The organism is Lactimicrobium massiliense (assembly GCF_900343155.1).
Taxonomy (GTDB): Bacteria; Bacillota_I; Bacilli_A; order Erysipelotrichales; family Erysipelotrichaceae; genus Bulleidia; species Bulleidia massiliensis.
Genome location: NZ_OUNG01000005.1, coordinates 91,406 through 113,943, shown reverse-complemented (window position 1 = coordinate 113,943; position 22,538 = coordinate 91,406). Strand labels below are relative to the sequence as shown.

Genomic DNA, 22,538 nt, shown 5'->3' with positions numbered 1-22,538 from the left:
TATTGGAGTAATCAATGAATCTGTACGATATTAAAAGTCCTGCTGATATTAAAGACATGTCAATTGATGAGCTCAATGAGCTTGCGGCCCAAATACGCCGCTTCCTGATTGAGAGCATTTCGCATACCGGCGGCCATCTGGCCAGCAATCTGGGCGTCGTGGAACTGACCATTGCCCTGGATTATGTGTTCAATACACCGCGCGACAAGGTATTCTTTGATGTCGGCCATCAGTCCTATACGCATAAAATCCTGACCGGGCGGGCATCGCAGTTTGCAACCCTGCGGCAGTACAATGGCCTTTCCGGCTTCCAGAAGCGCTCAGAAAGCATTCATGATGTCTGGGAAGCAGGACACAGCTCGACATCGCTGTCTGCTGCCCTTGGCATGGCTGTTGCCCGTGATCTGAATCATGACGACTATGCTGTGGTGCCGGTGATCGGTGATGGCTCGATGGGATCCGGCATGGCTTTTGAAGCGCTGAATGAGATCGGCTATGAGAAGCGCAAGATGGTCATTGTTTTCAATGACAACAACATGTCGATCTCCCGCAATGTCGGTGCCATGACGTATAACTTTGCCAGACTCAGAGCCAGCGATGGCTATAACAACTTCAAGGATTCCCTCAAGGAAAACCTGAACAGGAATGAATTCGGCCGCGGCATTTACCGCTCTTTGAAGAACATGAAGAACTCGATCAAAGAGAACATTGTCGATGCGGGTATCTTCGGTCAGTTCAATCTGGAATATATGGGTCCGGTGGACGGCCACAACATTCATGATCTGATTCAGGTGCTCAATGTGGCTAAGAAATATGACGGGCCGGTAGTCGTTCATGTCATTACCAAAAAGGGCAAAGGCTATCTGCCCTGTGAGAATGACCATGAAGGCAAATGGCATGGTGTCGGCCCGTTCAATCCGGATACCGGCAAGCCACTGCATGATGTACCGGCTGGCTGGGTGCCGTGGGGCAGGCTGTTCTCTGATACGGTATGTGATCTGGCGGACAGTGACGATCGCATTGTAGCCATCACACCTGCTATGATACAGGGGAGCTTTTTGCAGAGGTTTTTTGCCCGCCATCCGGACCGTGCCTTTGACTGCGGCATTGCCGAAGAACATGCAGCAACCTTTGCGGCAGGTCTGGCCATCTCAGGCAAGCGGCCTTATCTTGCCATTTACAGTTCCTTTCTGCAAAGAGCCTACGACCAGATCAACCACGATATCTGCCGCATGGATCTGCCGGTAGTGATCGGTATTGATCATGCGGGTCTTGTTGGCTCAGATGGTGAAACCCATCATGGTATCTATGACATCTCGATTCTGAAATCCCTGCCGCATCTGATTTATGCCCAGGGCAAGGATGCCCCGGAATCCAGAGCCTTGATCCGGCTGGCATTTGGCCAGAACCATCCATTTGCCATTCGCTATCCAAAGGGTGTTGTCAAAGAAGAAAAGCAGGAAAATGTGCCGCCGATTGCCATTGGCAGCTGGACCAGTTTTTCGGCAACGGACCATGACAAAGCATGGGTATTGACCTATGGAACAAGTGTAGATGTCATCTTTGACAAGCTCAGGGTCAACCAGATTCCTGCTACTGTTGTCAACTGCCGCTTCTTCAAGCCGATGGATGAGGACATGCTGCAAAAGATTGCGGACAGTCATCTGCCGGTATTGGTCTATGAGACGGATATGAAGGCAGGAGGACTGGGAGAAAGCATCATTGCCTGGTTTGTGGATCATGATCTGGACGTTCATATTGAGCAGATGGGCATTGGTGATGTCTATGTGCCGCAGGGTGCAGAGACACGGCTGCGCCATGATCTTGGCATTGACCTGAATGCATTTCTTGACAGACTGAACAAACTTTTATGATTAAAAACCTCTATATTCAAAACTTTGTTCTCATCGATGAGCTGAATCTGGATTTCACATCCGGATTCAGTGCTTTTACTGGTGAAACCGGTGCTGGCAAATCGATCCTGATTGATGCGATCTCTTTGCTGAAAGCAGAGCGTGCCAGTGCTTCGCTGGTTATGAAAGGAAAAGATAAGGCAATTGTGGAAGGCACGTTTGATCTAAGCCATGACGAGCATGCCTGCCGCGTGCTGCAGGAAGCCGGCTTTGACAGCGATCATGATGTGACGTTTACACGTGATATTGCCGCAAATGGCAAAAGCACTGCCCGCATTGACCACCGTATCGTAACATTAGCCTTGTTAAAGGATGTGCTGGCAAATGAGATCGATATTCATGGCCAGCGTGACAACGCCTATCTGCTCAATACGAGTCTGCATATTCATCTGCTGGATCGTTTCCTTCAGGATGATGCACAGCTGCAGAAAGTCATGCAGGCATGGGATGCCTGGAAAGCGCTGGAAACTGAAAAAGAGCAGGCTTTATCAGATACCTACAATGAGAATGATCTTGAATATTTCCGCTATGAGATTCAGGAGATTGAAGAGGCGGATCTGAAAGAGGGGGAAGAGGAAGAGCTGGAGGCAAAGGAAAAGCAGTACCATGCCATCCAGGATTCCTTTGAGAAGCTGAATCAGATTTTCACGCTGTATGATGACAGCGTTTCAAACAATCTTTATGACATGCGTAAGTGGATCAGCGCTCTGCCTGGTGATGATCAGCATCTGGATGAGATCCAGAACCAGTTTTCGGATGCGTATTACAGCATGACGGATGCTTTGGAGTCTTTGCGCCAGATGAAGGATGAGATGAACATGTCTGAGGATGACATCAATGCCATGGAGGAGCGTCTGTTTACGATACAGAAGCTCAAGCGCAAATACGGCCATGACATCCCTGCCATTCTTGCAAAGAAGGATGAGCTGCAGAAACAGGTGGACCGCTTTGAGCACAGACAGGAATTCCTGGAAGAGATCAATGCAAAGATCAGGAAAGCAAAGCAGGCCTACGACAAAGAAGATCATATTCTGCATGATATCCGACTCAAGGGTATCCCGCATCTGAATGCACAGGTCAATGCCAGACTGAAGGAGCTGATGCTGCCAAATGCACGCTTCCAGGTGGAGATGATCACAGGTGCACCCACTAACATTGGCAGCGACCATGTGCAGTTCATGGTTGCCATGAATGCCGGTGAGGATCTCAAGCCGCTTGCCAAGACGGCATCCGGTGGTGAACTTGCCCGTTTGATGCTGGGCCTGAAGGTCATTTTTACACACCTGCAGGGCATTGAAACAGTGATCTTTGATGAGATTGATACTGGTGTATCCGGCAAGGTAGCAGGCAGTATCGGCAAAGAGATGAAAGCATTGTCAAATGACTGCCAGGTATTTGCTGTGACCCATCTTGCCCCGGTAGCTGCCTGGGCAGATCGTCAGTACCTTGTTGCCAAGCATGTGAAGAATGATGTGACACGTACGACGGTATCTTTGCTGGATGAAGCTCAGCGCATTGATCAGCTTGCATTGATTGCCAGCGGTTCCCTGAGTGATGCATCGCGGCAGGCCGCAAAGGAGCTGCTGGAAAGGAGCCATGCATAAATGGCTCATGTATATTTTCATGTTGATCTGAATGCCTTCTTCATCAATGCTGAGATTCTGCTGGATCCCAGCATCAAAGGCAAACCGGCTGCTGTCAGCGGCAATACAAGGCGCAGTGTGGTATCAACGGCATCCTATGAGGCAAGAGCCTATGGTGTCCACTCTGCCATGCCTATCCAGGAAGCGATCAAGCTGTGCCCGGATCTGCTGGTGCTGCCGGGGCATTATGCCTTCTATGAACAGTTATCATCTCAGTTTATGTCTATTGTGCGCAGCTATACGGATGAAGTAGAGCAGGCCAGTATTGATGAATGCTATGTGGACATGACAGAACCGATCTCTCATTTCCAGCATCCTCTGGATCTGGCTGTGCAGCTGCAGCAGAGAATCTTAAAGGAAACAGGACTGCCTTGTTCGATTGGTGTTGCGCCAAATATGTTTCTGGCCAAGATGGCATCGGATATGAAAAAGCCGATGGGAATTACGGTATTGCGCATCCGGGATGTTGAGCAGAAGATGTGGCCATTGCCGATTGGTGATATGCGCGGGGTTGGCAAGAAGACAGAACCATTGTTAAAAGAGCTTGGTATTATGACTATTGGTGATCTTGCCAGATATCCCAATAAGAATGCGCTGGTGCCGATCTTTGGCAGGAATACGGATGCCATGCTGGCAAGGACGCATGGCTATGATGACCGTACGATCGTCAAGGCATGGGATGCCAGGTCCATGGGTGTTTCCGAGACCATGCTGGAAGATGTGACAGACTATGATGAGATCAGAGGTTTGTTCCGTTCTTTGAGCAGAAGGCTGTCGCAGCGGATGAAGGAAGAACGCAAGCTTGGCACGAGTGTTTCGATCCGGATCAAGTACTTTGATTTCCGCAACGCAGACCGTTCGATGAAGATTGCCAGGCCGATCTGGAAGAGTGAGGATATCTTCCACTATGCCATGACGCTGTTTGATGCCAACTGGGATTCTCAGCCGGTACGTCTGGTTGGTATTTCTCTTTCCGATCTGAAACGTGCGGATGAGATGGTATCCCAGCTGGATCTGTTTAATCAGGATGCGGCCAATAAGGAAGCAACCAGTGCGATCCTGTATGATCTGAACAAGATGGCAAACAGTTCGCATCTGTTTGTGCGGGCAAGTGATCTTTTGAAGGATAAGGCAAATGGAACTCACTGAGGCATTGCAGGAGTATCTGAGCAATCAGATGATCAATGAAGGCAAAAGCATGCATACGGTGACTTCCTACAAGGAAGATTTAAAGCAGTATCTTGCCTTTGTGAAAGAAGAGGGGATCGCAGATACAACCGAGATCACCTACAGCACTATTGATGACTTTATGAATGTGCAGGCTGAAAGCAAAGCATCCTCGTCTTTGACACGGATGGCAGCCGCCATTCATTCTTTTCATCACTATCTTGCCTTCATGCACAGTGAGAAAGATCCCAGCCTCAACCTGCAGGTGCACCGCAATGAGAAACGTCTGCCCATCTATTGCAGCAAAGAAGAAATTGACCGTCTGATGGGATCCTTTGATGATACAATGCCATCACAGCTCGCTGATCATGCCATGCTGGAAATGATCTATGCCTGCGGCTTGAGAATTTCCGAAGCCGTCAATATGGAAGTCAACCGGGTGGATCTGGAAAGTGAAAAGGTAAGAGTATTAGGCAAAGGCAACAAAGAGCGGATTGTACCAATTGCTTCAGGTTCCTGTGCCGTCTTGAAGAAATACTTTACAACGGTGCGGCCATTGTTTGTCAAAGGCAGTTCGCCATACTTCTTTGTCAATCACTTTGGCAGGCCGTATAATGCAAGATATATCCAGCGCTTACTGCATCAGAAGTGTCTGGAGCTTGGCTTTACGAAGCATATTACGCCGCACAAGCTGCGCCACAGCTATGCGACTCATATGATGATGGGCGGTGCGGACCTCAGAAGCATCCAGGAGATGCTTGGCCATGCGGACTTAGCGACAACAGAGATCTACACGCATGTGCAGAACAAGCAGATTTTTGATGCCTATCAGAAATTTCATCCAGGTGAGCTGGATCAGCAGATTGATATTGATGTGACAAAGCTGCACAATAACAATAAGACGAAACACAACCACTGATAAAGTGAGGAGGGATGACGATGAAAAAAGCTGCTGTGCTGTTTCCAGGTATTGGCTATACCAATGACAGGCCGCTGCTGTATTATGCCGGCAAACTAGCAAGAAAAGAGGGGTATGACCTGCTGAAGGTCCAATACAGCCAGGATCCAAAGAGTGTCAAGGGATCGCCTGAAAAGATGCAGGATACACTGAAAGAATGCCTTCATCAGGCAGCTATCCAGCTGGAAGAAAACAATCTCGCTCAGTATGACCGGCTGTTGTTTATCTCTAAATCCATTGGTTCTTTCATTGCTACTCAGGCTGCTACAATGACATCTGCCTGCGTTGATCAGATCCTGTATACGCCGTTTCCTCAAGCTTTGGATCTCTTCAAAGATAATCAGGAACTGATTGGCAGATGTATTGCATTTAATGGCACAAATGACAGCTGGATTGATGTAAACGAAATTGAGACAGCAGCGAAAAAAGCAGATATTGATCTGCATCTGATCCAGGATGGCAACCACTCACTGGAAACCGGAAATCTTGAAACAGATCTGGATAACCTCAAAAAGATCATGATGACAACAAAGACATTCATTGAGGATTTGAAATGAATAAAAAAACACTACAGGAAATTCTGGCATATCTGCCGGGCTTACAGGACCACGCTGACAAGTTTGCATACTATGGTGAACCTGCAGATGCATTCTATGATGAATATGATGCTGAGGATGAACATGGCAATCATCTGGTGATCTCACAGGAATGCAATGAGATGTGTGAGACGATCGGTGCTGATCTGCAGAATGGAGAGTCCTGGGAGGACTGGTTCAGCCAGCAGAACAAGCAGCCGGAAAATCTGCAGAAAGATTTCAAACCAGAAGATATGGATGAACAAGCGATCCGTGCAGCATTGTTATATCTGATCGACAGTCTGTCATTCAACGATGATCTGATTGATGCCTTGAAATCAGGATACTTCACAAGACTGATCGAACAGCTCAGCAGGATCCCGGCAGAAGAAGAACTCAATTAAGATAACTTTACAAAGAATTTTTCTATAATTAGAAATGTCGTATAACATACATTATGCGAATATGTATATATAAAGCGTACCGGCGGATATCATCAGATATCTGCTGGTTTTACTTATTGCATGCAATGATGTGAATCATTCAAATCCTAATCATAAACTTATCCTAAACAATCCCAAATTTGCGTTAATGACTTGTACTTCATTTTTTGAAAAGTTATTTTCATCATAAAGTACATTTTCTAGTTGCTCTCTATTTAAAGAACTCCAACCTCTCAGTGCAACAGAAGTATAATTTTCCCATTTTGCATATTTTTTTATAGCTTCTAATACCTTTTTTTTCGTTTCTACATCTTTGCATTTTACAAACAAATCAATTAAATCATTTTCATGTTTCATCAGAATTAACCTCATTTCTTTTAGAAAGTTGATGATCGCATCTCTATGCCTTAATTATCCCACAGCTTTCCTGTCAGGCACAGAATCTATTCTTACTTTTGATAACCTGAAAACAACTTAGTCTTTATTGCATGCAAACGAAAACAGCCCCTGCTGCCAGTTGGCTGGCCATGCAGAAGCTGCTTTCAATGGGATAAGAGATATTTATGAACGAGTCATGAAGTTAGTTAATAAGTTAATGTGTTACTTTGTCGGGAAGAATCCGGATGGCGCATCAGAGAGATTGATCATGATGTTCTTCTTGGCTGTGTAAGCATCGAGGATGGCAAGATCTGTCTCTCTGCCGATACCGGACTTCTTGACACCGCCGAATGGTGCACCTTCCGGAATCTGGTTGTAGGTATTGACCCACATTCTGCCGGTTTCTACCTTGCGGGAAACTCTGAGTGCCTTGGTGATATCCTTTGTGAAGACACCGCCGCCAAGGCCGTATTCACTGTCATTTGCCATCGCAATGACTTCGTCTTCATCATGGAACTTAATGACAACAGCCACCGGTCCGAAGATTTCTTCTCTGGCAACACGCATGTCATTGGTGACATTGGTAATCAGCGTAGGCTTAACGAAGTTACCCTTGGCAAGATCGCCGTCGTTGTTCTTGACGCCGCCTGCAGCAATGACTGCCCCTTCTTCCTTGGCAATGTCAATGTAGGAGAGAATCTTCTTGACCTGGCCGGCGTTGATCTGAGAACCGATCTGTGTTTCCGGATCGAGAGGATCACCCTGCTTTACCTTGCTGAACTGATCAGCCAGGGCAGCGACGAACTTGTCATAGATGGTATCCTGAACGAAGATTCTGGATCCTGCGCAGCATACCTGGCCCTGGTTGAACAGAATGCCAAGCATTGCGCCATCGAGTGCCTGATCCCAGTTCATGTCATCGAAGAAGATGTTGGCACTCTTGCCGCCCAGTTCCAGGGTTGCCGGAATGAGCTTGTCAGCGGCTGCCTTGGCAACGCTGTAGCCAACTTCGGTAGAACCTGTGAAGGCAAGCTTTCTGAGATCCGGATGATCCAGCAGGTACTGACCAGCCTTGCTGCCCTTGCCGGAGATGACATTGATGACACCAGCCGGGACAACATCCTTGATCAGATCCATCAGGACATTGACGGATAACGGTGTGGAAGACGATGTCTTGAAGACAGTGCAGTCACCAGCAGCCAATACCGGTGCCAGCTTCCAGGCTGCCATCAGGAATGGGAAGTTCCAGGGCACAATCTGTCCGACAACACCAATCGGCTCACGCAGCTCAATGGAGAGCATGCCGCCATCCAATACGGTTGCAGATCCCTTCTGGGTTCTGACTGCACTTGCAAAGTAACGGAAGTGCTTGGCAGATAACGGAATGTCTACTGCCATCGTCTCACGGATCGGCTTGCCGTTATCCATTGTCTCAACTCTGGCAAGCAGTTCTGTGTTGGCATCAATGATGTCAGCATCGGAATTGTCTTTGCAAAATGTACCGGTGCATGGGGCTGTGGTGCCTTTGGCCACGATGCTGCAAGAGTTGCGTCCTAACATACAAATATCTCTTATCTTTTCCAGGTCTGTCGTGACCCATATCCTTCTTTCTTCAGTGAAGAATCAAGCAAGGTCATCTCATCAGGAACAATTCGTATCAGCCACATAGGCGAAGGCAGCTTCTGCAGCATTTCAGCAGGAATATGACGGAAAGAAGCTTCCGCAATATACTCCCTGCTATACAGATCCACAATCTCTGCATTTCCTTGAATCTGACAAGATAACAGAGAACCAAACGACATGTTGCTTTCAAACACTGCTGCAGAAACATGAAGATGATTCTGCAAAGCACGAAACTTTAATCCACCTTCACTAAAGATCCATAAAGCACCATCATGCCATGTATATTCCAGTGGAGTACAACGGATAAAGGAAGCATCACCACAAGCTAATGCAAGCACCTTATGCGCAGACAGAAAATGATCAATTCGTTGATACAGTTCCTGATCATCCATATGTTTTGATTCAGCATCCTTCTTGATCCAGAAGGATGAAGCAGCGTTATACTGATCGTTAGTCATTATGTGCCTCCTAAATTGTCTGATAATCTTTGAATGTATTTCCTGCTACATATTTTTCTGACATTCAGATGATATCATTCAAATTATCAAATGGAATGATTATTTTTTTACCATCTATGTGAAGCTTATATGATTGAATAATAATTCAAGCCTAAGAAATCTTGGCTCTTCTGTACTCATGGTAGGTGAATCTTCATGAATGCATGGGCTTCTCATCGTTCGTTGTTACTGCTACTTACCTGCATGATGTTCTTCACCTCGGCTTTCGTCGATGAGACCTCCCCGAAGAAGGCGTGATAACTTTCCTCCCATCCAGCCTCCGGATTTACTGCTTCGCCATATTCAGCAGCTTGGACTTCTCTTTGTTGTGGAAGATCGTCCAGGCTGACAGCCTTATATCCGGTTTCTGTGTGTCGCCCCGGGATTTTGCCACACGGTTAGTATGTTCCTTCATCCGGCATCCTTCCGTTGACACCTCACGATGTCCACGTTGCCTTTGGCTAGCGCTTTGAATCATGCCGCTATACATGCGCAAGGCACTTTCACCCTCGCGTTATCACCCATGTCGGGTGTACGCATAAAGAAAAGGAGTATGATTACTCCTGTTTCTTAATGCATGAATGGTGCCATGGACAGCAGCACATCGTTTGTCTCTTTGCGCCGCAGCCAGCGGAATTCTACCTTGTCGTCCTTGATCAGGCGGTGCGGTTCATCCGAAGTACTGAAGGCACCGAGCATGTTTGCATCAAAATGATCCTTCGGAAGATTGCGATTAAGTTCGGTCATCATGTTTCTATACCTCCCCTTTCATCATCAGTATTAATCATGTAAACAGGAAACGGAAGATGAATCTTTGGAAAGATTTATTGAAAGAATGATGGCAGAATCAAAGGATTTTACAAGGTTTCAGAGAAGAAACGCATGAAAGCGGACAGGTATTCTGCCTGTCCGCTTACTTACATCCGAAATTGTTTTCAGTGATGCTCTTCCTGGATGCGTGCATCCAGATCCTGCAGGATCTGATTGATATCTGCTTCGCTGAGATTCTTGACGCCAGAAGCATTTTTATGACCGCCGCCGTGATACTTCTCGGCTATGTCATTGATCGTCACGGTCTTGGAGCGCAATGACCCGTCAAACAGTTCCTGGCCGTCATCATGCTGGGTAAACAGTGCCCATACGGCAAATTCCTTGACATGGCCGAGTTCATCAATCCGGTTTCTTGCACTTGATGCGGAAAGGTGCCACTCCTGCAAATCCTTGCGGCGCAGAATCACATAGGCCAGATGCCCATCAATCAGCTGCACTCTGGAACGCAGATACGTTGCAAACCGGAACCCTTCCAGATCCGTATCGAACAGCATTCTGTTGAGGCTTGGAATATCCAGTTGGAACGATGCCAGAAAGCTGGCTGTATGCAGCGTGTGAGCAGTCGTATTGCTTGTTCTGAAACAAAGCGTATCCGTCAGTAAGCCTTCATACAGATATCTGGCTGTCTTTCCGGAGATCAACAGATCACTGTTCTGTTCAAAGAAGGCAGTCAGGATCTCACAGGTTGCGGCTGCCTGATCAAACACCAGGCACAGATTGCCAAAGGGTTCCCGGTTGGGATGGTGGTCAATCTTGATCAGGAAGCGGGCATCCTTGAAACGCTTGTCATCGACACGGTCCTGATTGGCCGTATCCAGGACAATGGCCGTGGACTTTGCAATCGTATCATCATTGACACGGTCACTGGCCGGGAATGGCGCCTGGTCGCATGTCTCATAGCCCAAGGCATAGACTTTCTTGTCCGGGAAGTTTTCTTTGAGCCAGGTCACCAGGGCACTCTGTGATCCCATGGCATCACAGTCCGGGTGCTCATGGCGGAAGACGGTGATGATGGGACTGTCCGCAATGACAGACCGCAGATTCTGAAAATCGAAGTGCATATCAAAGGTGCAGCAGTGCTGCAGTATCCCTGGCAATCATGAGCTCCTCATCTGTCGGGATGACCCATACCTGCACAGCAGAATCCGGTCTGGAGATGCAGCATTCCTTTCCTACAGCCTGCATGTTGAGGTCGTAGTCGATATCCAGATGCATACCCTCTTCCAGTCCCTTCAGGATTCTCTCTCTTGTGTGCCAGTCATTTTCTCCAAGTCCGGCAGTAAATACCATGGCATCGCAGTGGCCTAACTGCATGAAGTAGCCTCCAATGACATTGATGGCTCTGTTGGCATACAGATTGACAGTAAGAATTGCTCTTTCATCACCTTTGTTTACAGCATTCTGGATATCTCTTGCATCAGAGGAAATGCCGGAAACGCCAAGCATGCCGCTTTCCTTGTTCAGGATAACATCCATCTGATCCGGAGTCAGATTCAGCTTCTTCATCATATAGAAGACAACCGTAGGATCAATATCACCGCATCTGGTGCCCATCATGATGCCGCCCAGCGGTGTCAGACCCATGGATGTATTGATCACCATGCCATTGCGGATGGCGGTGATGGAAGCACCATTGCCAAGATGACAGGTAATCATGTTCAGCTTGTGATAGTCCTTGTTCATCAGTTCGGCAGCACGTCTGTTGACATATTTGTGAGATGTGCCGTGAGCACCGTATCTTCTGATCTTGTATTCCTTGTACCAGTTGTAAGGCACCGGGAAAAGATAAGATTCTGGTCCCATGGTCTGATGGAACGCAGTATCAAAGACAAAGACATGGCCGATCTTCGGCAGTGCTTCCTTGAATGCTTCATAGCAGACAAGATGGGCCGGGTTGTGCAGCGGAGCCAGCTCTGCCAGTTCCTGTACCTTGTCGACAACATCCTGATCGACGATCACAGACTTGCCGAAATACGGGCCGCCCTGGACAATGCGGTGTCCGGCTGCGTCAATCTCATCCAGAGATTTGATGATGCCGCATTCTGTCAGAGAAGACAGCAGTTTCTGGACAGCGGTCTTGTGGTCCGGAATCGGCATGTTGGTGACTTTCTTTTCACCATTGTACTTGATGGTAAACGTACCAAGCTGCTGGCCGATGCGTTCTGCCTGGCCAGAGCACAGTACCTTTTCCTGCGGCATTTCATACAGTTGGAACTTTAAAGATGAGGAGCCGGAATTGACTGAAATAATCTTACTCATTTTTTCCTCCTTCGATTTCAGTATTAATACATGCGTCCAGAAGCTTGCTTACCTCTTTGGACGAGAGTTTACGAATCTGTTCATAGTATTGCATTCTTTTCTCAAAAGAGGAAAGAAGATGCAGTTGATCTTCATAGCCATTGAGCTCATCACGGCAGTGGCGCAGCGTATCACTCACCGCTGCCCGCGAGATGCCTTCATTCTCAGCAATCTCCATCAGTGAAAGATCTTCCTGGTAATACAGTGTGAAGATATTCTGCTGCCGGTTGGTCAGCAGGACACCATAGAAGTCATACAGACGGTTGTACGTTTCACGCTCACTGGACATCTTTGAGACCTTCGGAAATACTGTAGAGATAGCTGTCCAGATCAAATGGACGCAGGTCTTCAGGATGTTCACCAAGACCAATGAAGTACACCGGCAGATGCAGTTTGTACTTGATGGCCAGGATGATGCCGCCCTTGGCAGTGCCATCCATCTTGGACAGGATAATGCCGGTCAGCTTGGTGCTTTCGGCAAACACCTGTGCCTGGGTCAGACCGTTCTGGCCGGTTGTCGCATCCAGAACCAGCCATGTATCATGCGGGGCCCCTTCGATCTCTCTGGAAGACACACGGTTCATTTTGGCAAGTTCCTGCATCAGGTTTGCCTTGTTCTGCAGTCTGCCAGCCGTATCGCAAAGCAGAATGTCAGCACCCTTTTCCTTGGCAAAGCGGCAGCCATCGACGATAGCAGCACTGGGATCCCCATTCTCTCTGCCCTTGATGACCGGGCAGTTCAGCCGCTCACCCCATTCCGCCAGCTGATCAATGGCACCAGCCCGGAACGTATCCGCTGCTACAAGAGCAACCTTCTTGCCCTGGTCAGTATACATGCTGGCCAGCTTGGCAGCCGTTGTTGTCTTGCCAGAACCATTGACACCTTCAAGAAGAATCACCGTAGGACCATTGTCATTAAAGACAATCGGTGCATCCGGGATTTCATCATAGATTTCTTTCATGATTTCCAGAAGGAAGTTCATGGCCCAGTGGAATGTGATACCGGGATATTCATCGCATTTCTTCTTCAGCCGCTCACAGATCAGATCAGCCAGTTCAATGCCGACATCACTTTCCAATAAGACAATGGTCAGCTGTTCCAGGAAGTCATCATCGACGCCATGGAAGCTGGATCCCATCTGGTTGAGGGCATCCGAGAATGTGTTCTTGGACTTTTCAAAGCCGCTGAGATAGACGGCTTTATCCTGTTTGCCGGCAAATTTTTCTTTCAGTTTTGAGAAAAAACTCATACAGCCTCCTTGCTTGTATCGGCTAATGATACCGCATCTTTGAGTGTGACTTTCAGCATCTGGGAAACACCCTGATGCTGCATGGTGACGCCATACAGCACATCACAGTTTTCCATGGTGCCGACTCTGTGCGTGACAACAATGAACTGTGTCTTGTCTGTATAGCGGTGCAGATACTGGGCAAAACGCTCCACGTTGCCCGGATCCAGGGCTGCTTCCACCTCATCCAGGATGACCAGCGGAACCGGTTTGACCTTCAGGATGGCAAACAGCACGCACAGTGCAATCAGACTCTTTTCACCGCCGGAGAACAGCATGTTGTTCTGGACTGCCTTGCCCGGCGGCTGGGCATCGATATCAATGCCGGTATTGAGAATGTCATCGGGATCCAGCAGATACAGGTTGGCCTTGCCGCCGCCATAGAGAGAGACAAAGATATCATTGAAAGCCAGATTGATCTGATCAAAGGTTTCCCGGAACTGTTTCTTCATGACTTCATCCATCTCATCAATGGCAGCCAGAATCTTGTCACGGGAAGCTGTCAGATCTTCAATCTGCTTCTTCATGGTTTCATAGCGCTGGTTGACCTCGGCATATTCTTCCGGTGCATTCATATTGACATTGCCAAGCCGCTGAATCTCAGAACGCAGCTGTGCAACTTCCTCACGTGCCTTCACCAGATCCTCAATCTCCGCTTCCTCTTTGCGCTGGGAAGCCGATTCATAAGTCAATTGATACTCAGACACAAGTCTTGAAAGATTGGCTTCCAGTTTTGTTTCCAGCTTGCCCTGATCAACCTTTATCGCACTGGCACTTGCCTGTGCCGTCGATAAATCTTTGCGCATCTGGCGCAGCTGGTTCTCTCTGCGGTCTGCATTCTGCCCGATTGACATGCGCTCTTCCCGTTTGGTCTTGATCATGCCGGTCAGCGTATCCCGCCGCTGGTAAGCCTGATTCAATCTGGCAATCAGATCATCCTCAGGCTTTGTTTCAGAAGTCTCATCCTGCCGGGGAGAAAGCAGTGCCATTTCATTGCGCAGCTTTTCATACTTTGCCTGCTTGGCATCCAGCACCGGTTCCAAACCTGCCAGGGCAATCTGCTTTTCACGCAGCTGGCGGCCGATCTGTTCTCTTTGCGTATTGGCTTCATCCAGCGCCTTCTTTGCCAGCTGGGCTCTGGCCCTCTGCGCATCGAGTGAGTGCTGAATCTGATTGGCCTCTTTCTGCATCGTCATGATGTTGGCATTGTGGCGTGTCTTGCCGCCGGTCATGGATCCGCCGCGGTGGATGACTTCACCATCCAGCGTAACGATCTTGTACTGGCGGTTGGTTAACGCAGACAGATTATTGCCGGATTCCATCGTGTCACATACAAGGACGTTATTGAGCAGTGAGGCAACGATCGGATCAAAGCGGGCATCACATTCGACAAAGGCACTGGCATTGCCAAGGTAGCCTTTGGTGTTGTTGCAGATGATCTGTGCATCACGTGAGACATAGCGCGGTGTGCATACCGTAATAGGCAGGAAGGTTGCCCGGCCGCTCTGGTTTCTGGTCAGAAAGCGGATGGCTTCTCTGGCACAGGCATCATCAGCCGTAACGATGTTGTTCAAGGCACCGCCAAGGGCTGTGGAGATCGCTTCTTCATAGCCGCTTTTGGCTTTGAGCACCTGCCCGATGACACCAAGAATGCCGCGCAGATCATGCTGGTGATCCATGATGGAACGGATGCCGGCCTGGTTATTGAAAGGATTGCGCATCAATTGTTCAATGACGTTATGCCGGTTTTCCAATGACCGTAGCATACCCTGGGCTGCTTCATAGGCACCGCTTGTATCCGCAATCTTTGTGGCTGCCAGAGTCAGCTTTTCACGCAACAGTGATATCTCATTGTGCAAAGCATCCACACGTGCCTTACGGTCTTCATATTCCGCTTTGGCCGCCGAAAGCAGCTGCCGCGTCTGTTCAATCTTCTGCTGGGTATTGCCGCTTTCAATCAGGTACTTGGCCTTTTCATCCAGCTCTGTACGCCGTGCTTCCAAAGCCTGAATGCTGTTGAGCAAAGACATGAGCTCTTCCTGCATGCTGTTGACTTCCTGATCCAGCCTGGAAGCAGCTGAGCGGTCCTGCTGGATCTGGTTTTCTGCAACCTGGATATTTGTCTGCAGCATCGTCGTCTTTGCATCAATATCAAATAATGTCTTGCGGGCAGATTCAATGCCGGCATTGATCTCATCAATCTCCGAGACAAGCACAGAGATTTCAATCTCTTCCAGACGTGCTTTCTTCTGCCGGTAGATTTCAGCTTTATGTGCCTGCCGCTTTAATGGGGAGACCTGTTTTTCCAGCTCATTGAGGATGTCAGTGGAACGGTCGAGATTGTCCTTGGTGCGCTCCAGGCGGGACAGTGATTCCATTCTTCTTTTTTTGTATTTGGAGACACCGGCGGCTTCTTCAAACACGCCGCGGCGCTCTGTCGGCTTGGCCTGGGCAAAGCTGACAACGTTGCCCTGTGAAATGATGCTTAAAGAATCACGGCCAAGACCTGTGTCAAGGAACAGGTCAACGACATCCTTGAGGCGGACATTCTGGTTATTGATGAGGTATGCAGCATCACCGGAGTCACGGTAAAGTCTTCTGGTGACTTCAATTTCATCCTGATCCATGTTGAGTACCCGGCTGGTATTGTCAAAGATGAGGGTGACTTCTGCCATGTTGAGTTTACGCCGGTCGGCACTGCCGGCGAAAATGACATCATTCATCTTGTCGCCGCGCATGCTTTTGGCACTCTGCTCACCAAGCACCCAGCGCACCGCATCTGATATATTTGACTTTCCGCAGCCGTTGGGACCCACGATGCCGGTAATCGGGTCAGAGAAGTTGATGACCGTCCTGTCGGCAAAGGACTTGAATCCCTGCATTTGGATTTGTTTCAGAAACATTTATTTCTCCTTAAACGCTTTGCTATTATAGCAAAAAGACTGCTCTCTCACAGGAGAACAGTCCATTTTCAGATTGCGAAAAGCCAAAAGCTTACTTGTTTTCGTTCTGCTTTTCCAGCAGAGCTGTAATCTTTTCCAATTCAAGCAGTTCCGGGCTCTTGGCAGGTGCTGCCGGTTCTTCTTCCTTCTTGGGATGCAGGTTGACAGCTTTGTTGACGGCTTTGACCATGATGAACAGCACCAGTGCCATCAACAGGAAATTGATGACGGATGAAATGAAGGCACCGATCTTGAGATCCACACTTCCCATGTGAATGACAACATTGCTGAAATCCAGCTGGAACAGCAGACCGATGATCGGATTGATGATGTTGTCAGTCAGAGATGATACAACAGTGCCGAATGCAGATGCCATGATGACACCAATGGCCATATCCATGACATTTCCCTTTAATGCAAAAGCCTTAAATTCTTCCCAAAATTTCTTCATTGACTTCCTCCTGTACAGACGATGGATCCTTTGTCCATTCATCCAGAATCACATAGCTGCCATAGCAGTATGGATTGGCACGGTGAACCGGCTCATTTTCCACGATTTCTGTGCTGGAACCATTATAGCGCACCGGATACACAGAGCCATGCAAATCCTGCATCGATGTGATTTTTTCAGATGTAAAGCGGTCTTTGATATGCATCAATACACGGCGGCCATAAACAAGTGCATACGTATATGGCACAAAGCCATAGCGCGATGCAAAGGCAGTCAGTGTCTGATGAATCTGTTCATTGGAGCATTCACTGGAGAACACTGCCCCCACAATGCCAGGATGCGACAATACAAAGGCAAGTGCATAGCTGTTGGCAAGATTCAGTGTCATGCCGGCAATGCAGTCTTTCATCTCACAGGAGAAATCCCCCATCTGGGAAATGACGGTATCGGCAAGGAAACCGCCAGGCATCTGTTCCTGGTTGATGACCGGTGTCAGGCCATGGCCCTGGGTGATGAAGCAGGCATCATCGTATGGTTTACTCTCTCTGGCAAAATCATCTTCTTCAATCAGGATGCGCTGCTTTGGTGCCGGTGAGGGATCCAGATGGAAATCGTACGGTCTTGCCTGCGTGCGCTTGTGCAGGACGGCACGCGCTGCTTCCATCTTGGCAAGTGCATTTCGCCGCAAGGCATTGAGCTGTGATACCGCAATAAACACATTGCCTGCCTCACCACTGAAGGAATCGATCACAAAGCAGGTATCACCGGTTTTAGCAAGAGAGCTCTCGATCTGTGCTTTCTGCATCGGTGCCTTCTTTGCCATTTCCAGGGCCGTATCCGTCTCGACCGTTACTTCATGACTATCCGCATCTTTCAAGCATAGTTTCATCGGTTCACCAGGCATGGCATGATACTCTGCAGAAAGAGGAACCTTGCGGCTGTTATGGGCAATTTCTTCATCAATCTCTGCCAGCAGAACCGTATCACTAGTCTTCTGCAGAGGCTCACCGGGCTTTGGTCTGTCTTTGCCATGCAGTGGCAGCGAGACAATGTCTCCTTTGTCAGCAGAGCTGACAAGTTTTCCTTTGCGGAAGATTTTGACTGCGGTCAGGCCAATGTCGGCAGGTGTATGCAGGATGCGCAGGCCGTCATGCTGATGGAGCGGTGCAGACAGCTTTACCGTAACTTCGCCATGGTTAAAGGATTCGACGGTGCCGATCTGGATGCCGCGGTGATTCGGGCGGTACTGGCTCATGCGTTCTTTGACATCATCATGGAACAGATGTCCTTTGGAAAAGCCGCGGTTGAACATTTCCAGCAGTTCTTCCTGTCTCTTTCTTGAAACATGATATTCTCTGCCCTGCTGGCAGGCATCAATGGCTTCCCGGAATGTCCTGATGACAAGATACACGTATTCAGGGCGCTTCATGCGGCCTTCAATCTTCAGGGAAGCAACACCCGCTTTGATCAGCTGGGGGATTTCATCGATGACATTGAGATCACGCGGGGAAAGGATATAGTCACCTTCCTGGAAGTGATGGGTGCCATCCGGGAAGTATTTCAGCCGGCAGCACTGGGCACACATGCCGCGGTTGGCACTGCGGTTTTTCATCGATGCAGAAAACAGGCACTGACCGGAATAAGAGATACAGATGGCACCATAGACAAACACTTCAATATCAATGCCCATCTGGCATGCCTTCTCAATCAGTTCAATTGGGGATTCCCTTGCCATGACAACCCGGGATGCGCCTTCGTTTTTCATCACCTGTACACCAGCCAGATTATGAATATGCATCTGGGTGGAGCAGTGAATCTCAAAGTCAGGATACATGGTATGGACAAGATGGAACAGGCCAAGGTCCTGGATTAACAGTGCATCGACGTCGCTGTGATACAGGAAATCGACAGTTTCTTTAGCCCGCTCGATCTCGGTTTCATACAGCATCGTGTTCATCGTCACATAGACACGCACATTGCGCACATGGCAATAGTGCACCGCTTCCACAAGCTGCTCCCTGTCAAAATTTCCGGCAAAGGCACGGGCAGAATAGTTTGTCATGCCTAGATAGACGGCATCACAGCCTGCCTGCACGGCAGCCTTCAGGCTTTCCATATTGCCGGCCGGAGCCAGCAGTTCAATCTTTTTCATCGCAATACTCCCTGATGATCCTGTAGGCATTCAAAAGATCATCCATCTTCATTCTTGCATTGGCACTGGACGTACTTGGCAATGCAATATGCACAAGCTTACAGTCAATGTACTTTTCATACAAAGAAGATGCCCTTGTACCCGTGGTAAATACAGCGCGGACCTCACTGTCTTTCAGCAGGCCGTTAATATCATTGACTTTGACATCTTTGATCGAGGCATCTGAAGAACCGGTAATCGTGCAGCTGTGGATTACATCCCATAAGGCGATATGATGCCGGTGGCAGAACTCTGTGCGCTCACAAGGCTGTTCTTCAAACAACGCAAACAGCACCGGCCAGAAGCGGTTATGCGGATTGGCATAGTAAAAAGACTGCTGTCTGGAAATCACGGAAGGAAACGAGCCAAGAATCAATACCCTGCTGTTGGCATCAACAATTGGGGCAAAGGGATGGACAACTTTCTGTGTCTCAGCCATGTCTGCCTCCGTATTTGAGAAGATATGTCTCAAAGGCATCTTTGGGTACAAGTGTCCCGGCTTTGATGCCCTGTTCCACACTGGCAAGCTCACTTTCCAGATGCAAGAGTGTTCTGGCCGAGCGGTTTGAAATGTTCTTCAGCGTCATGCGGATGCCGCTTTCCTTGGCATGCAGGCGGATGGCAATCCGGGCAGCGTCATAGCCAAGATCCCGCAAAGCAGCTATATCATAGGCACGCCGCAGCTGGCTGGCAAGCAAAGGAATCATGGCATTGACATCCATGCCTTTGGCGAACATCTGTTCCTTGGCCCGTACAACCCCGGCCATATCCCCTTTCATAAAGGCATTGCCAAGCTGCCACATATCCAGATTGGCATTTTCCGGAATCAGCTGGCGGATCGTATCTTCATCGTAGTTTTTTTCTCCATACAGAGAAAGTTTCTCAATCGCATGATGCAGCTGGAATTCATCCGTACCTACCCGCAGGTCAAACTCTGCTCTGGCCTTTGGTGTCAGCACGAAGCCGCCCTGCTTTAACAGCTCTGCAATATGGTCAGGAAATTCCCATGGCTTGATCAGATTGCAGGCAATCATCTTCACATGGTATTTCTCCAGCAGTTTTGTCTCTTTGCGGCGGGTATCAAGATCATTTCCCTGCAAATCAAAGATCAATGCCGTATCGGGATTGGGATGGGCAAGATATTCGGCCAAAAGAGAGAGCATGCGTTCCCGCTTTGTGTCCTTGGTTTTGCCATCTACCTTTGTTTTGTCAGAGCTTTTCAGAAAATATGGGTTTTTCAAAATCACTGCTCTGCGGCCTTCATCAGAAAACAATGTCATCATATTGCACTGGGTCAAAGCATCCTCCATGCGAAACTGTGAAGCATTGGAAGCATCGATCTCTACAACCTGCGCCTTTTCTACGCGCTCTTCCTTCAGAATCCGCTGGATCTGGACCGTTTCCCGGTATTCATTTTTACCATATACTGCATATTCACTCATCAGTCCGTATTATACCAATCCTGTCACCAGCCGTCAGCACACAATTCCATGGGCCGATGGCCTGGATCTGAATATCTCCTTCCTCTCTGGTATTGAACCAGGCAATGTGCCTTTGCAAAAGACGCTGCAGAACTTCCTGGGATGGATGGTGGTACAAAGAGTAGGCACCGGCTGAGACCACAGCCAGAGAAGGCTGCACGGTGTCAAGAAAGATGGCACTGGAACCAGTGGCAGAGCCATGATGGCTCAGCTTCAATACATCCACTTTCAGCTGCCCATAGCGGCGGGCAATGCGTTCCTCTGCATTGGCATTGATATCACCTGTCAGAAGATACCTCAGCCCGTTGATCTGGAAATACATGCAGAGAGAGCTCTCATTTTCATCCTCTGTTTCAAGATCATTAAGATCATACAGACACAGCTTTCCGGCACATATGCTTTTCACATGTGAAGTCAATACCGTATCCGGCTGATACTTTGCAATGACAGAATCTATATTGCCGGAATGGTCGTTGTCACCATGGGTAATGATCAAACCATCCAGTTTCCGTATCCCCTCTCCTTCCAGAAACGCCGACAATGTACGCCACTGCTCTGGCTTGCCTGTATCGACAAGAATACTGAACGAGCGTAACGGTCCTTTGATCAAAATGGCATCGCCCTGGCCGACATTGATAAACGAAACAGACGCAAATGGATGAAACAGGCCAGTCAGCTGAAACAGCAATAAAGAACCGAGCAGCCAGAGGGAGGCATGTTTGAGATGCATCATGCATACTGCCATCAGGACATAGAAAAACAGGCCAAAGCCAAGGATCGATCCCGGCAGATGAAACAGCGAAAACAAAGATAAAAAGCGGTCAATATGGATTACCAGCAAAGCAGGAAAAGAAGACTGGACAAATACATACAGAAAGCACAGAACATAGACAAAGCCAAGCAATGGCCTGACAAACAGATAGACCAGGGAAACAATGGGATCCATGCCATGAAAGAACCATCCCTGCAGCAACAAAGATGTCAGTAAAGAAACAGATTTTCTGCGCGGATAGAAATGGAAGCAGAGACGGAACGCAGCCGGAATCAGAAACGAGACAGAGATGCAGCTTTCCGGGTAAACAAACAGCAGGATCAGAAAGCTCAGGCCAAGTGCCTGATCCTTGCGCATACTGGATCGTTTGAAAAGATGGACAAGCAGATACTGGGCAAGCACAAGCGGAAAGCCATACAGCAGAAACAGTAAACCGCCAATGCTTAGAAGCACCTTCTCTCTTTGTTTTTGATCCAGGATATATTTCAGGATGAGATTGCAGAAAGCAAGCAGACCGGTTAAAGAAAAGCCATGCCGAAAAAGATAGCTGTCCTGCTCTTTGTCAGATATGCCAAGCAGTACTTTCCTGGCAAAGGCAGAGATTACAGGATCTTCAATGGCAGCACACTGTTTCTGCAGAAAGCGGCGGAAAGATGGATACTGAGTGAGGATCTGGAAATCTTTACAGGACAAAGAATAATGAATTCCTTTTGCCTGCATGGTTTTGGCAAAATCACTGCGGTAAAACGCTGGTGAAGAGACAAGCTCCTTGTATTCACCCGTAAAGGAAACCACGGCATCAAACGGCAGTTCTTCCTGGCTGTACAGTACAATGCGTTCTCTGCCGTTCTGGATGATGCCATAGCCTGAAGAAACAGAAACTACCCTGCCTTGAGAAAACGATGGCATGGATGATGAATAGATGGGAATCATGGTGCATAGAAGAATCATGCCGGCAAGTACAAACGAGTAATCTCTGTTTCGTAAAAACCAATATGCACAAAGCAGGACAAGGAAAAGATACGGCCACCTTGATGAGAGACATCGAAACACAAAAACACATAGTGCCAGCAGCAGGATTCTGTT

Annotated in this window: 21 protein-coding genes; 6 read left to right on the top strand and 15 right to left on the bottom strand. The window is 48.3% G+C overall.

Annotation, left to right across the window (positions count from 1 at the left end; translation table 11 throughout):
- Positions 1-14 precede the first annotated feature (14 nt).
- From dxs to DHU66_RS09815, 6 genes are read left to right on the top strand one after another with little or no spacing between them, the layout of a single operon-like run.
- A complete protein-coding gene (dxs, locus tag DHU66_RS09840) occupies positions 15-1,874 on the top strand; it encodes a 1-deoxy-D-xylulose-5-phosphate synthase (protein WP_108775783.1) in 1,860 nt (619 codons plus the stop codon).
- Positions 1,871-3,517 carry a DNA repair protein RecN gene (gene recN, locus DHU66_RS09835; RefSeq protein ID WP_108775782.1) on the top strand — a complete coding sequence of 549 codons (1,647 nt, stop codon included), beginning with the start codon at positions 1,871-1,873 and terminating at the stop codon, positions 3,515-3,517. Before dxs ends, recN begins: the two co-directional genes overlap by 4 nt.
- The gene (locus DHU66_RS09830) at positions 3,518-4,705 is read left to right on the top strand and encodes a DNA polymerase IV (protein WP_108775781.1); all 1,188 of its coding nucleotides are present in this window, start codon (positions 3,518-3,520) and stop codon (positions 4,703-4,705) included.
- Positions 4,692-5,642 (top strand): tyrosine-type recombinase/integrase, encoded by a 951-nt coding sequence (locus DHU66_RS09825; protein ID WP_108775780.1) that lies wholly within the window; start codon positions 4,692-4,694, stop codon positions 5,640-5,642. Before DHU66_RS09830 ends, DHU66_RS09825 begins: the two co-directional genes overlap by 14 nt.
- A gap of 20 nt (positions 5,643-5,662) precedes the next feature.
- Positions 5,663-6,238 carry an alpha/beta family hydrolase gene (locus tag DHU66_RS09820; RefSeq protein WP_108775779.1) on the top strand — a complete coding sequence of 192 codons (576 nt, stop codon included), beginning with the start codon at positions 5,663-5,665 and terminating at the stop codon, positions 6,236-6,238.
- Complete coding sequence (locus tag DHU66_RS09815; protein WP_108775778.1) at positions 6,235-6,660, top strand: hypothetical protein; 426 nt, start codon at positions 6,235-6,237, stop codon at positions 6,658-6,660. Before DHU66_RS09820 ends, DHU66_RS09815 begins: the two co-directional genes overlap by 4 nt.
- A gap of 150 nt (positions 6,661-6,810) precedes the next feature.
- On the opposite strand, the gene DHU66_RS09810 is transcribed toward DHU66_RS09815, so the two are convergent.
- The 15 genes from DHU66_RS09810 to DHU66_RS09745 form a co-directional block, all read right to left on the bottom strand.
- Positions 6,811-7,056, bottom strand: a complete 246-nt coding sequence (locus DHU66_RS09810; protein WP_108775777.1) for a hypothetical protein — start codon at positions 7,054-7,056, stop codon at positions 6,811-6,813.
- A gap of 243 nt (positions 7,057-7,299) precedes the next feature.
- Positions 7,300-8,637, bottom strand: coding sequence for an aldehyde dehydrogenase family protein (locus DHU66_RS09805; protein ID WP_108775776.1), 1,338 nt, complete (start codon positions 8,635-8,637; stop codon positions 7,300-7,302).
- Positions 8,638-8,648: 11 nt separating this feature from the next.
- Complete coding sequence (locus DHU66_RS09800) at positions 8,649-9,158, bottom strand: pyridoxamine 5'-phosphate oxidase family protein (RefSeq protein WP_108775775.1); 510 nt, start codon at positions 9,156-9,158, stop codon at positions 8,649-8,651.
- Positions 9,159-9,483: 325 nt separating this feature from the next.
- Positions 9,484-9,612, bottom strand: a complete 129-nt coding sequence (locus DHU66_RS12555; protein WP_280952641.1) for a hypothetical protein — start codon at positions 9,610-9,612, stop codon at positions 9,484-9,486.
- Between the two features lie 155 nt (positions 9,613-9,767).
- Positions 9,768-9,947, bottom strand: a complete 180-nt coding sequence (locus tag DHU66_RS09795) for a hypothetical protein (RefSeq protein WP_108775774.1) — start codon at positions 9,945-9,947, stop codon at positions 9,768-9,770.
- Between the two features lie 185 nt (positions 9,948-10,132).
- A complete protein-coding gene (locus tag DHU66_RS09790; protein WP_108775773.1) occupies positions 10,133-11,089 on the bottom strand; it encodes a DHH family phosphoesterase in 957 nt (318 codons plus the stop codon).
- A 1-nt stretch (position 11,090) separates the two neighbouring features.
- Positions 11,091-12,287, bottom strand: a complete 1,197-nt coding sequence (locus DHU66_RS09785; RefSeq protein WP_108775772.1) for an acetate kinase — start codon at positions 12,285-12,287, stop codon at positions 11,091-11,093.
- Positions 12,280-12,615 carry a YlxM family DNA-binding protein gene (gene ylxM / locus DHU66_RS09780; RefSeq protein WP_108775771.1) on the bottom strand — a complete coding sequence of 112 codons (336 nt, stop codon included), beginning with the start codon at positions 12,613-12,615 and terminating at the stop codon, positions 12,280-12,282. Before ylxM ends, DHU66_RS09785 begins: the two co-directional genes overlap by 8 nt.
- Positions 12,605-13,576, bottom strand: coding sequence for a signal recognition particle-docking protein FtsY (ftsY, locus tag DHU66_RS09775; RefSeq protein WP_108775770.1), 972 nt, complete (start codon positions 13,574-13,576; stop codon positions 12,605-12,607). Before ftsY ends, ylxM begins: the two co-directional genes overlap by 11 nt.
- On the bottom strand, positions 13,573-16,518 hold the full coding sequence (locus DHU66_RS09770) for an AAA family ATPase (protein ID WP_108775769.1): 2,946 nt from the start codon (positions 16,516-16,518) through the stop codon (positions 13,573-13,575). The genes ftsY and DHU66_RS09770 overlap by 4 nt, the downstream gene beginning before the upstream one ends.
- Before the next feature lie 91 nt (positions 16,519-16,609).
- Positions 16,610-17,008 carry a large conductance mechanosensitive channel protein MscL gene (gene mscL, locus DHU66_RS09765; RefSeq protein WP_108775768.1) on the bottom strand — a complete coding sequence of 133 codons (399 nt, stop codon included), beginning with the start codon at positions 17,006-17,008 and terminating at the stop codon, positions 16,610-16,612.
- A complete protein-coding gene (locus DHU66_RS09760; RefSeq protein WP_167836360.1) occupies positions 16,983-19,160 on the bottom strand; it encodes a peptidase U32 family protein in 2,178 nt (725 codons plus the stop codon). The genes mscL and DHU66_RS09760 overlap by 26 nt, the downstream gene beginning before the upstream one ends.
- Complete coding sequence (locus DHU66_RS09755; protein ID WP_108775766.1) at positions 19,147-19,638, bottom strand: DNA-deoxyinosine glycosylase; 492 nt, start codon at positions 19,636-19,638, stop codon at positions 19,147-19,149. Before DHU66_RS09755 ends, DHU66_RS09760 begins: the two co-directional genes overlap by 14 nt.
- On the bottom strand, positions 19,631-20,641 hold the full coding sequence (holA, locus tag DHU66_RS09750; protein WP_108775765.1) for a DNA polymerase III subunit delta: 1,011 nt from the start codon (positions 20,639-20,641) through the stop codon (positions 19,631-19,633). The genes DHU66_RS09755 and holA overlap by 8 nt, the downstream gene beginning before the upstream one ends.
- Positions 20,634-22,403, bottom strand: a complete 1,770-nt coding sequence (locus DHU66_RS09745; RefSeq protein WP_167836359.1) for a ComEC/Rec2 family competence protein — start codon at positions 22,401-22,403, stop codon at positions 20,634-20,636. The genes holA and DHU66_RS09745 overlap by 8 nt, the downstream gene beginning before the upstream one ends.
- Positions 22,404-22,538 lie beyond the last annotated feature (135 nt).

What these genes read in the sequence shown, in the direction of transcription:
- DHU66_RS09755 (WP_108775766.1), bottom strand. Translation starts at nt 19,638, where the DNA reads ATGGCTGAGACACAGAAAGTTGTCCATCCCTTTGCCCCAATTGTTGAT.
- DHU66_RS09815 (WP_108775778.1), top strand. Translation starts at nt 6,235, where the DNA reads ATGAATAAAAAAACACTACAGGAAATTCTGGCATATCTGCCGGGCTTA.
- DHU66_RS09830 (WP_108775781.1), top strand. Translation starts at nt 3,518, where the DNA reads ATGGCTCATGTATATTTTCATGTTGATCTGAATGCCTTCTTCATCAAT.
- holA (WP_108775765.1), bottom strand. Translation starts at nt 20,641, where the DNA reads ATGAGTGAATATGCAGTATATGGTAAAAATGAATACCGGGAAACGGTC.
- DHU66_RS09805 (WP_108775776.1), bottom strand. Translation starts at nt 8,637, where the DNA reads ATGTTAGGACGCAACTCTTGCAGCATCGTGGCCAAAGGCACCACAGCC.
- DHU66_RS09820 (WP_108775779.1), top strand. Translation starts at nt 5,663, where the DNA reads ATGAAAAAAGCTGCTGTGCTGTTTCCAGGTATTGGCTATACCAATGAC.
- DHU66_RS09770 (WP_108775769.1), bottom strand. Translation starts at nt 16,518, where the DNA reads ATGTTTCTGAAACAAATCCAAATGCAGGGATTCAAGTCCTTTGCCGAC.
- ftsY (WP_108775770.1), bottom strand. Translation starts at nt 13,576, where the DNA reads ATGAGTTTTTTCTCAAAACTGAAAGAAAAATTTGCCGGCAAACAGGAT.
- dxs (WP_108775783.1), top strand. Translation starts at nt 15, where the DNA reads ATGAATCTGTACGATATTAAAAGTCCTGCTGATATTAAAGACATGTCA.
- DHU66_RS09760 (WP_167836360.1), bottom strand. Translation starts at nt 19,160, where the DNA reads ATGAAAAAGATTGAACTGCTGGCTCCGGCCGGCAATATGGAAAGCCTG.
- DHU66_RS09795 (WP_108775774.1), bottom strand. Translation starts at nt 9,947, where the DNA reads ATGATGACCGAACTTAATCGCAATCTTCCGAAGGATCATTTTGATGCA.
- DHU66_RS09800 (WP_108775775.1), bottom strand. Translation starts at nt 9,158, where the DNA reads ATGACTAACGATCAGTATAACGCTGCTTCATCCTTCTGGATCAAGAAG.
- DHU66_RS09785 (WP_108775772.1), bottom strand. Translation starts at nt 12,287, where the DNA reads ATGAGTAAGATTATTTCAGTCAATTCCGGCTCCTCATCTTTAAAGTTC.
- DHU66_RS09790 (WP_108775773.1), bottom strand. Translation starts at nt 11,089, where the DNA reads ATGCACTTCGATTTTCAGAATCTGCGGTCTGTCATTGCGGACAGTCCC.
- DHU66_RS09810 (WP_108775777.1), bottom strand. Translation starts at nt 7,056, where the DNA reads ATGAAACATGAAAATGATTTAATTGATTTGTTTGTAAAATGCAAAGAT.
- DHU66_RS12555 (WP_280952641.1), bottom strand. Translation starts at nt 9,612, where the DNA reads ATGAAGGAACATACTAACCGTGTGGCAAAATCCCGGGGCGACACACAG.
- DHU66_RS09745 (WP_167836359.1), bottom strand. Translation starts at nt 22,403, where the DNA reads ATGATTCTTCTATGCACCATGATTCCCATCTATTCATCATCCATGCCA.
- DHU66_RS09825 (WP_108775780.1), top strand. Translation starts at nt 4,692, where the DNA reads ATGGAACTCACTGAGGCATTGCAGGAGTATCTGAGCAATCAGATGATC.
- ylxM (WP_108775771.1), bottom strand. Translation starts at nt 12,615, where the DNA reads ATGTCCAGTGAGCGTGAAACGTACAACCGTCTGTATGACTTCTATGGT.
- recN (WP_108775782.1), top strand. Translation starts at nt 1,871, where the DNA reads ATGATTAAAAACCTCTATATTCAAAACTTTGTTCTCATCGATGAGCTG.
- mscL (WP_108775768.1), bottom strand. Translation starts at nt 17,008, where the DNA reads ATGAAGAAATTTTGGGAAGAATTTAAGGCTTTTGCATTAAAGGGAAAT.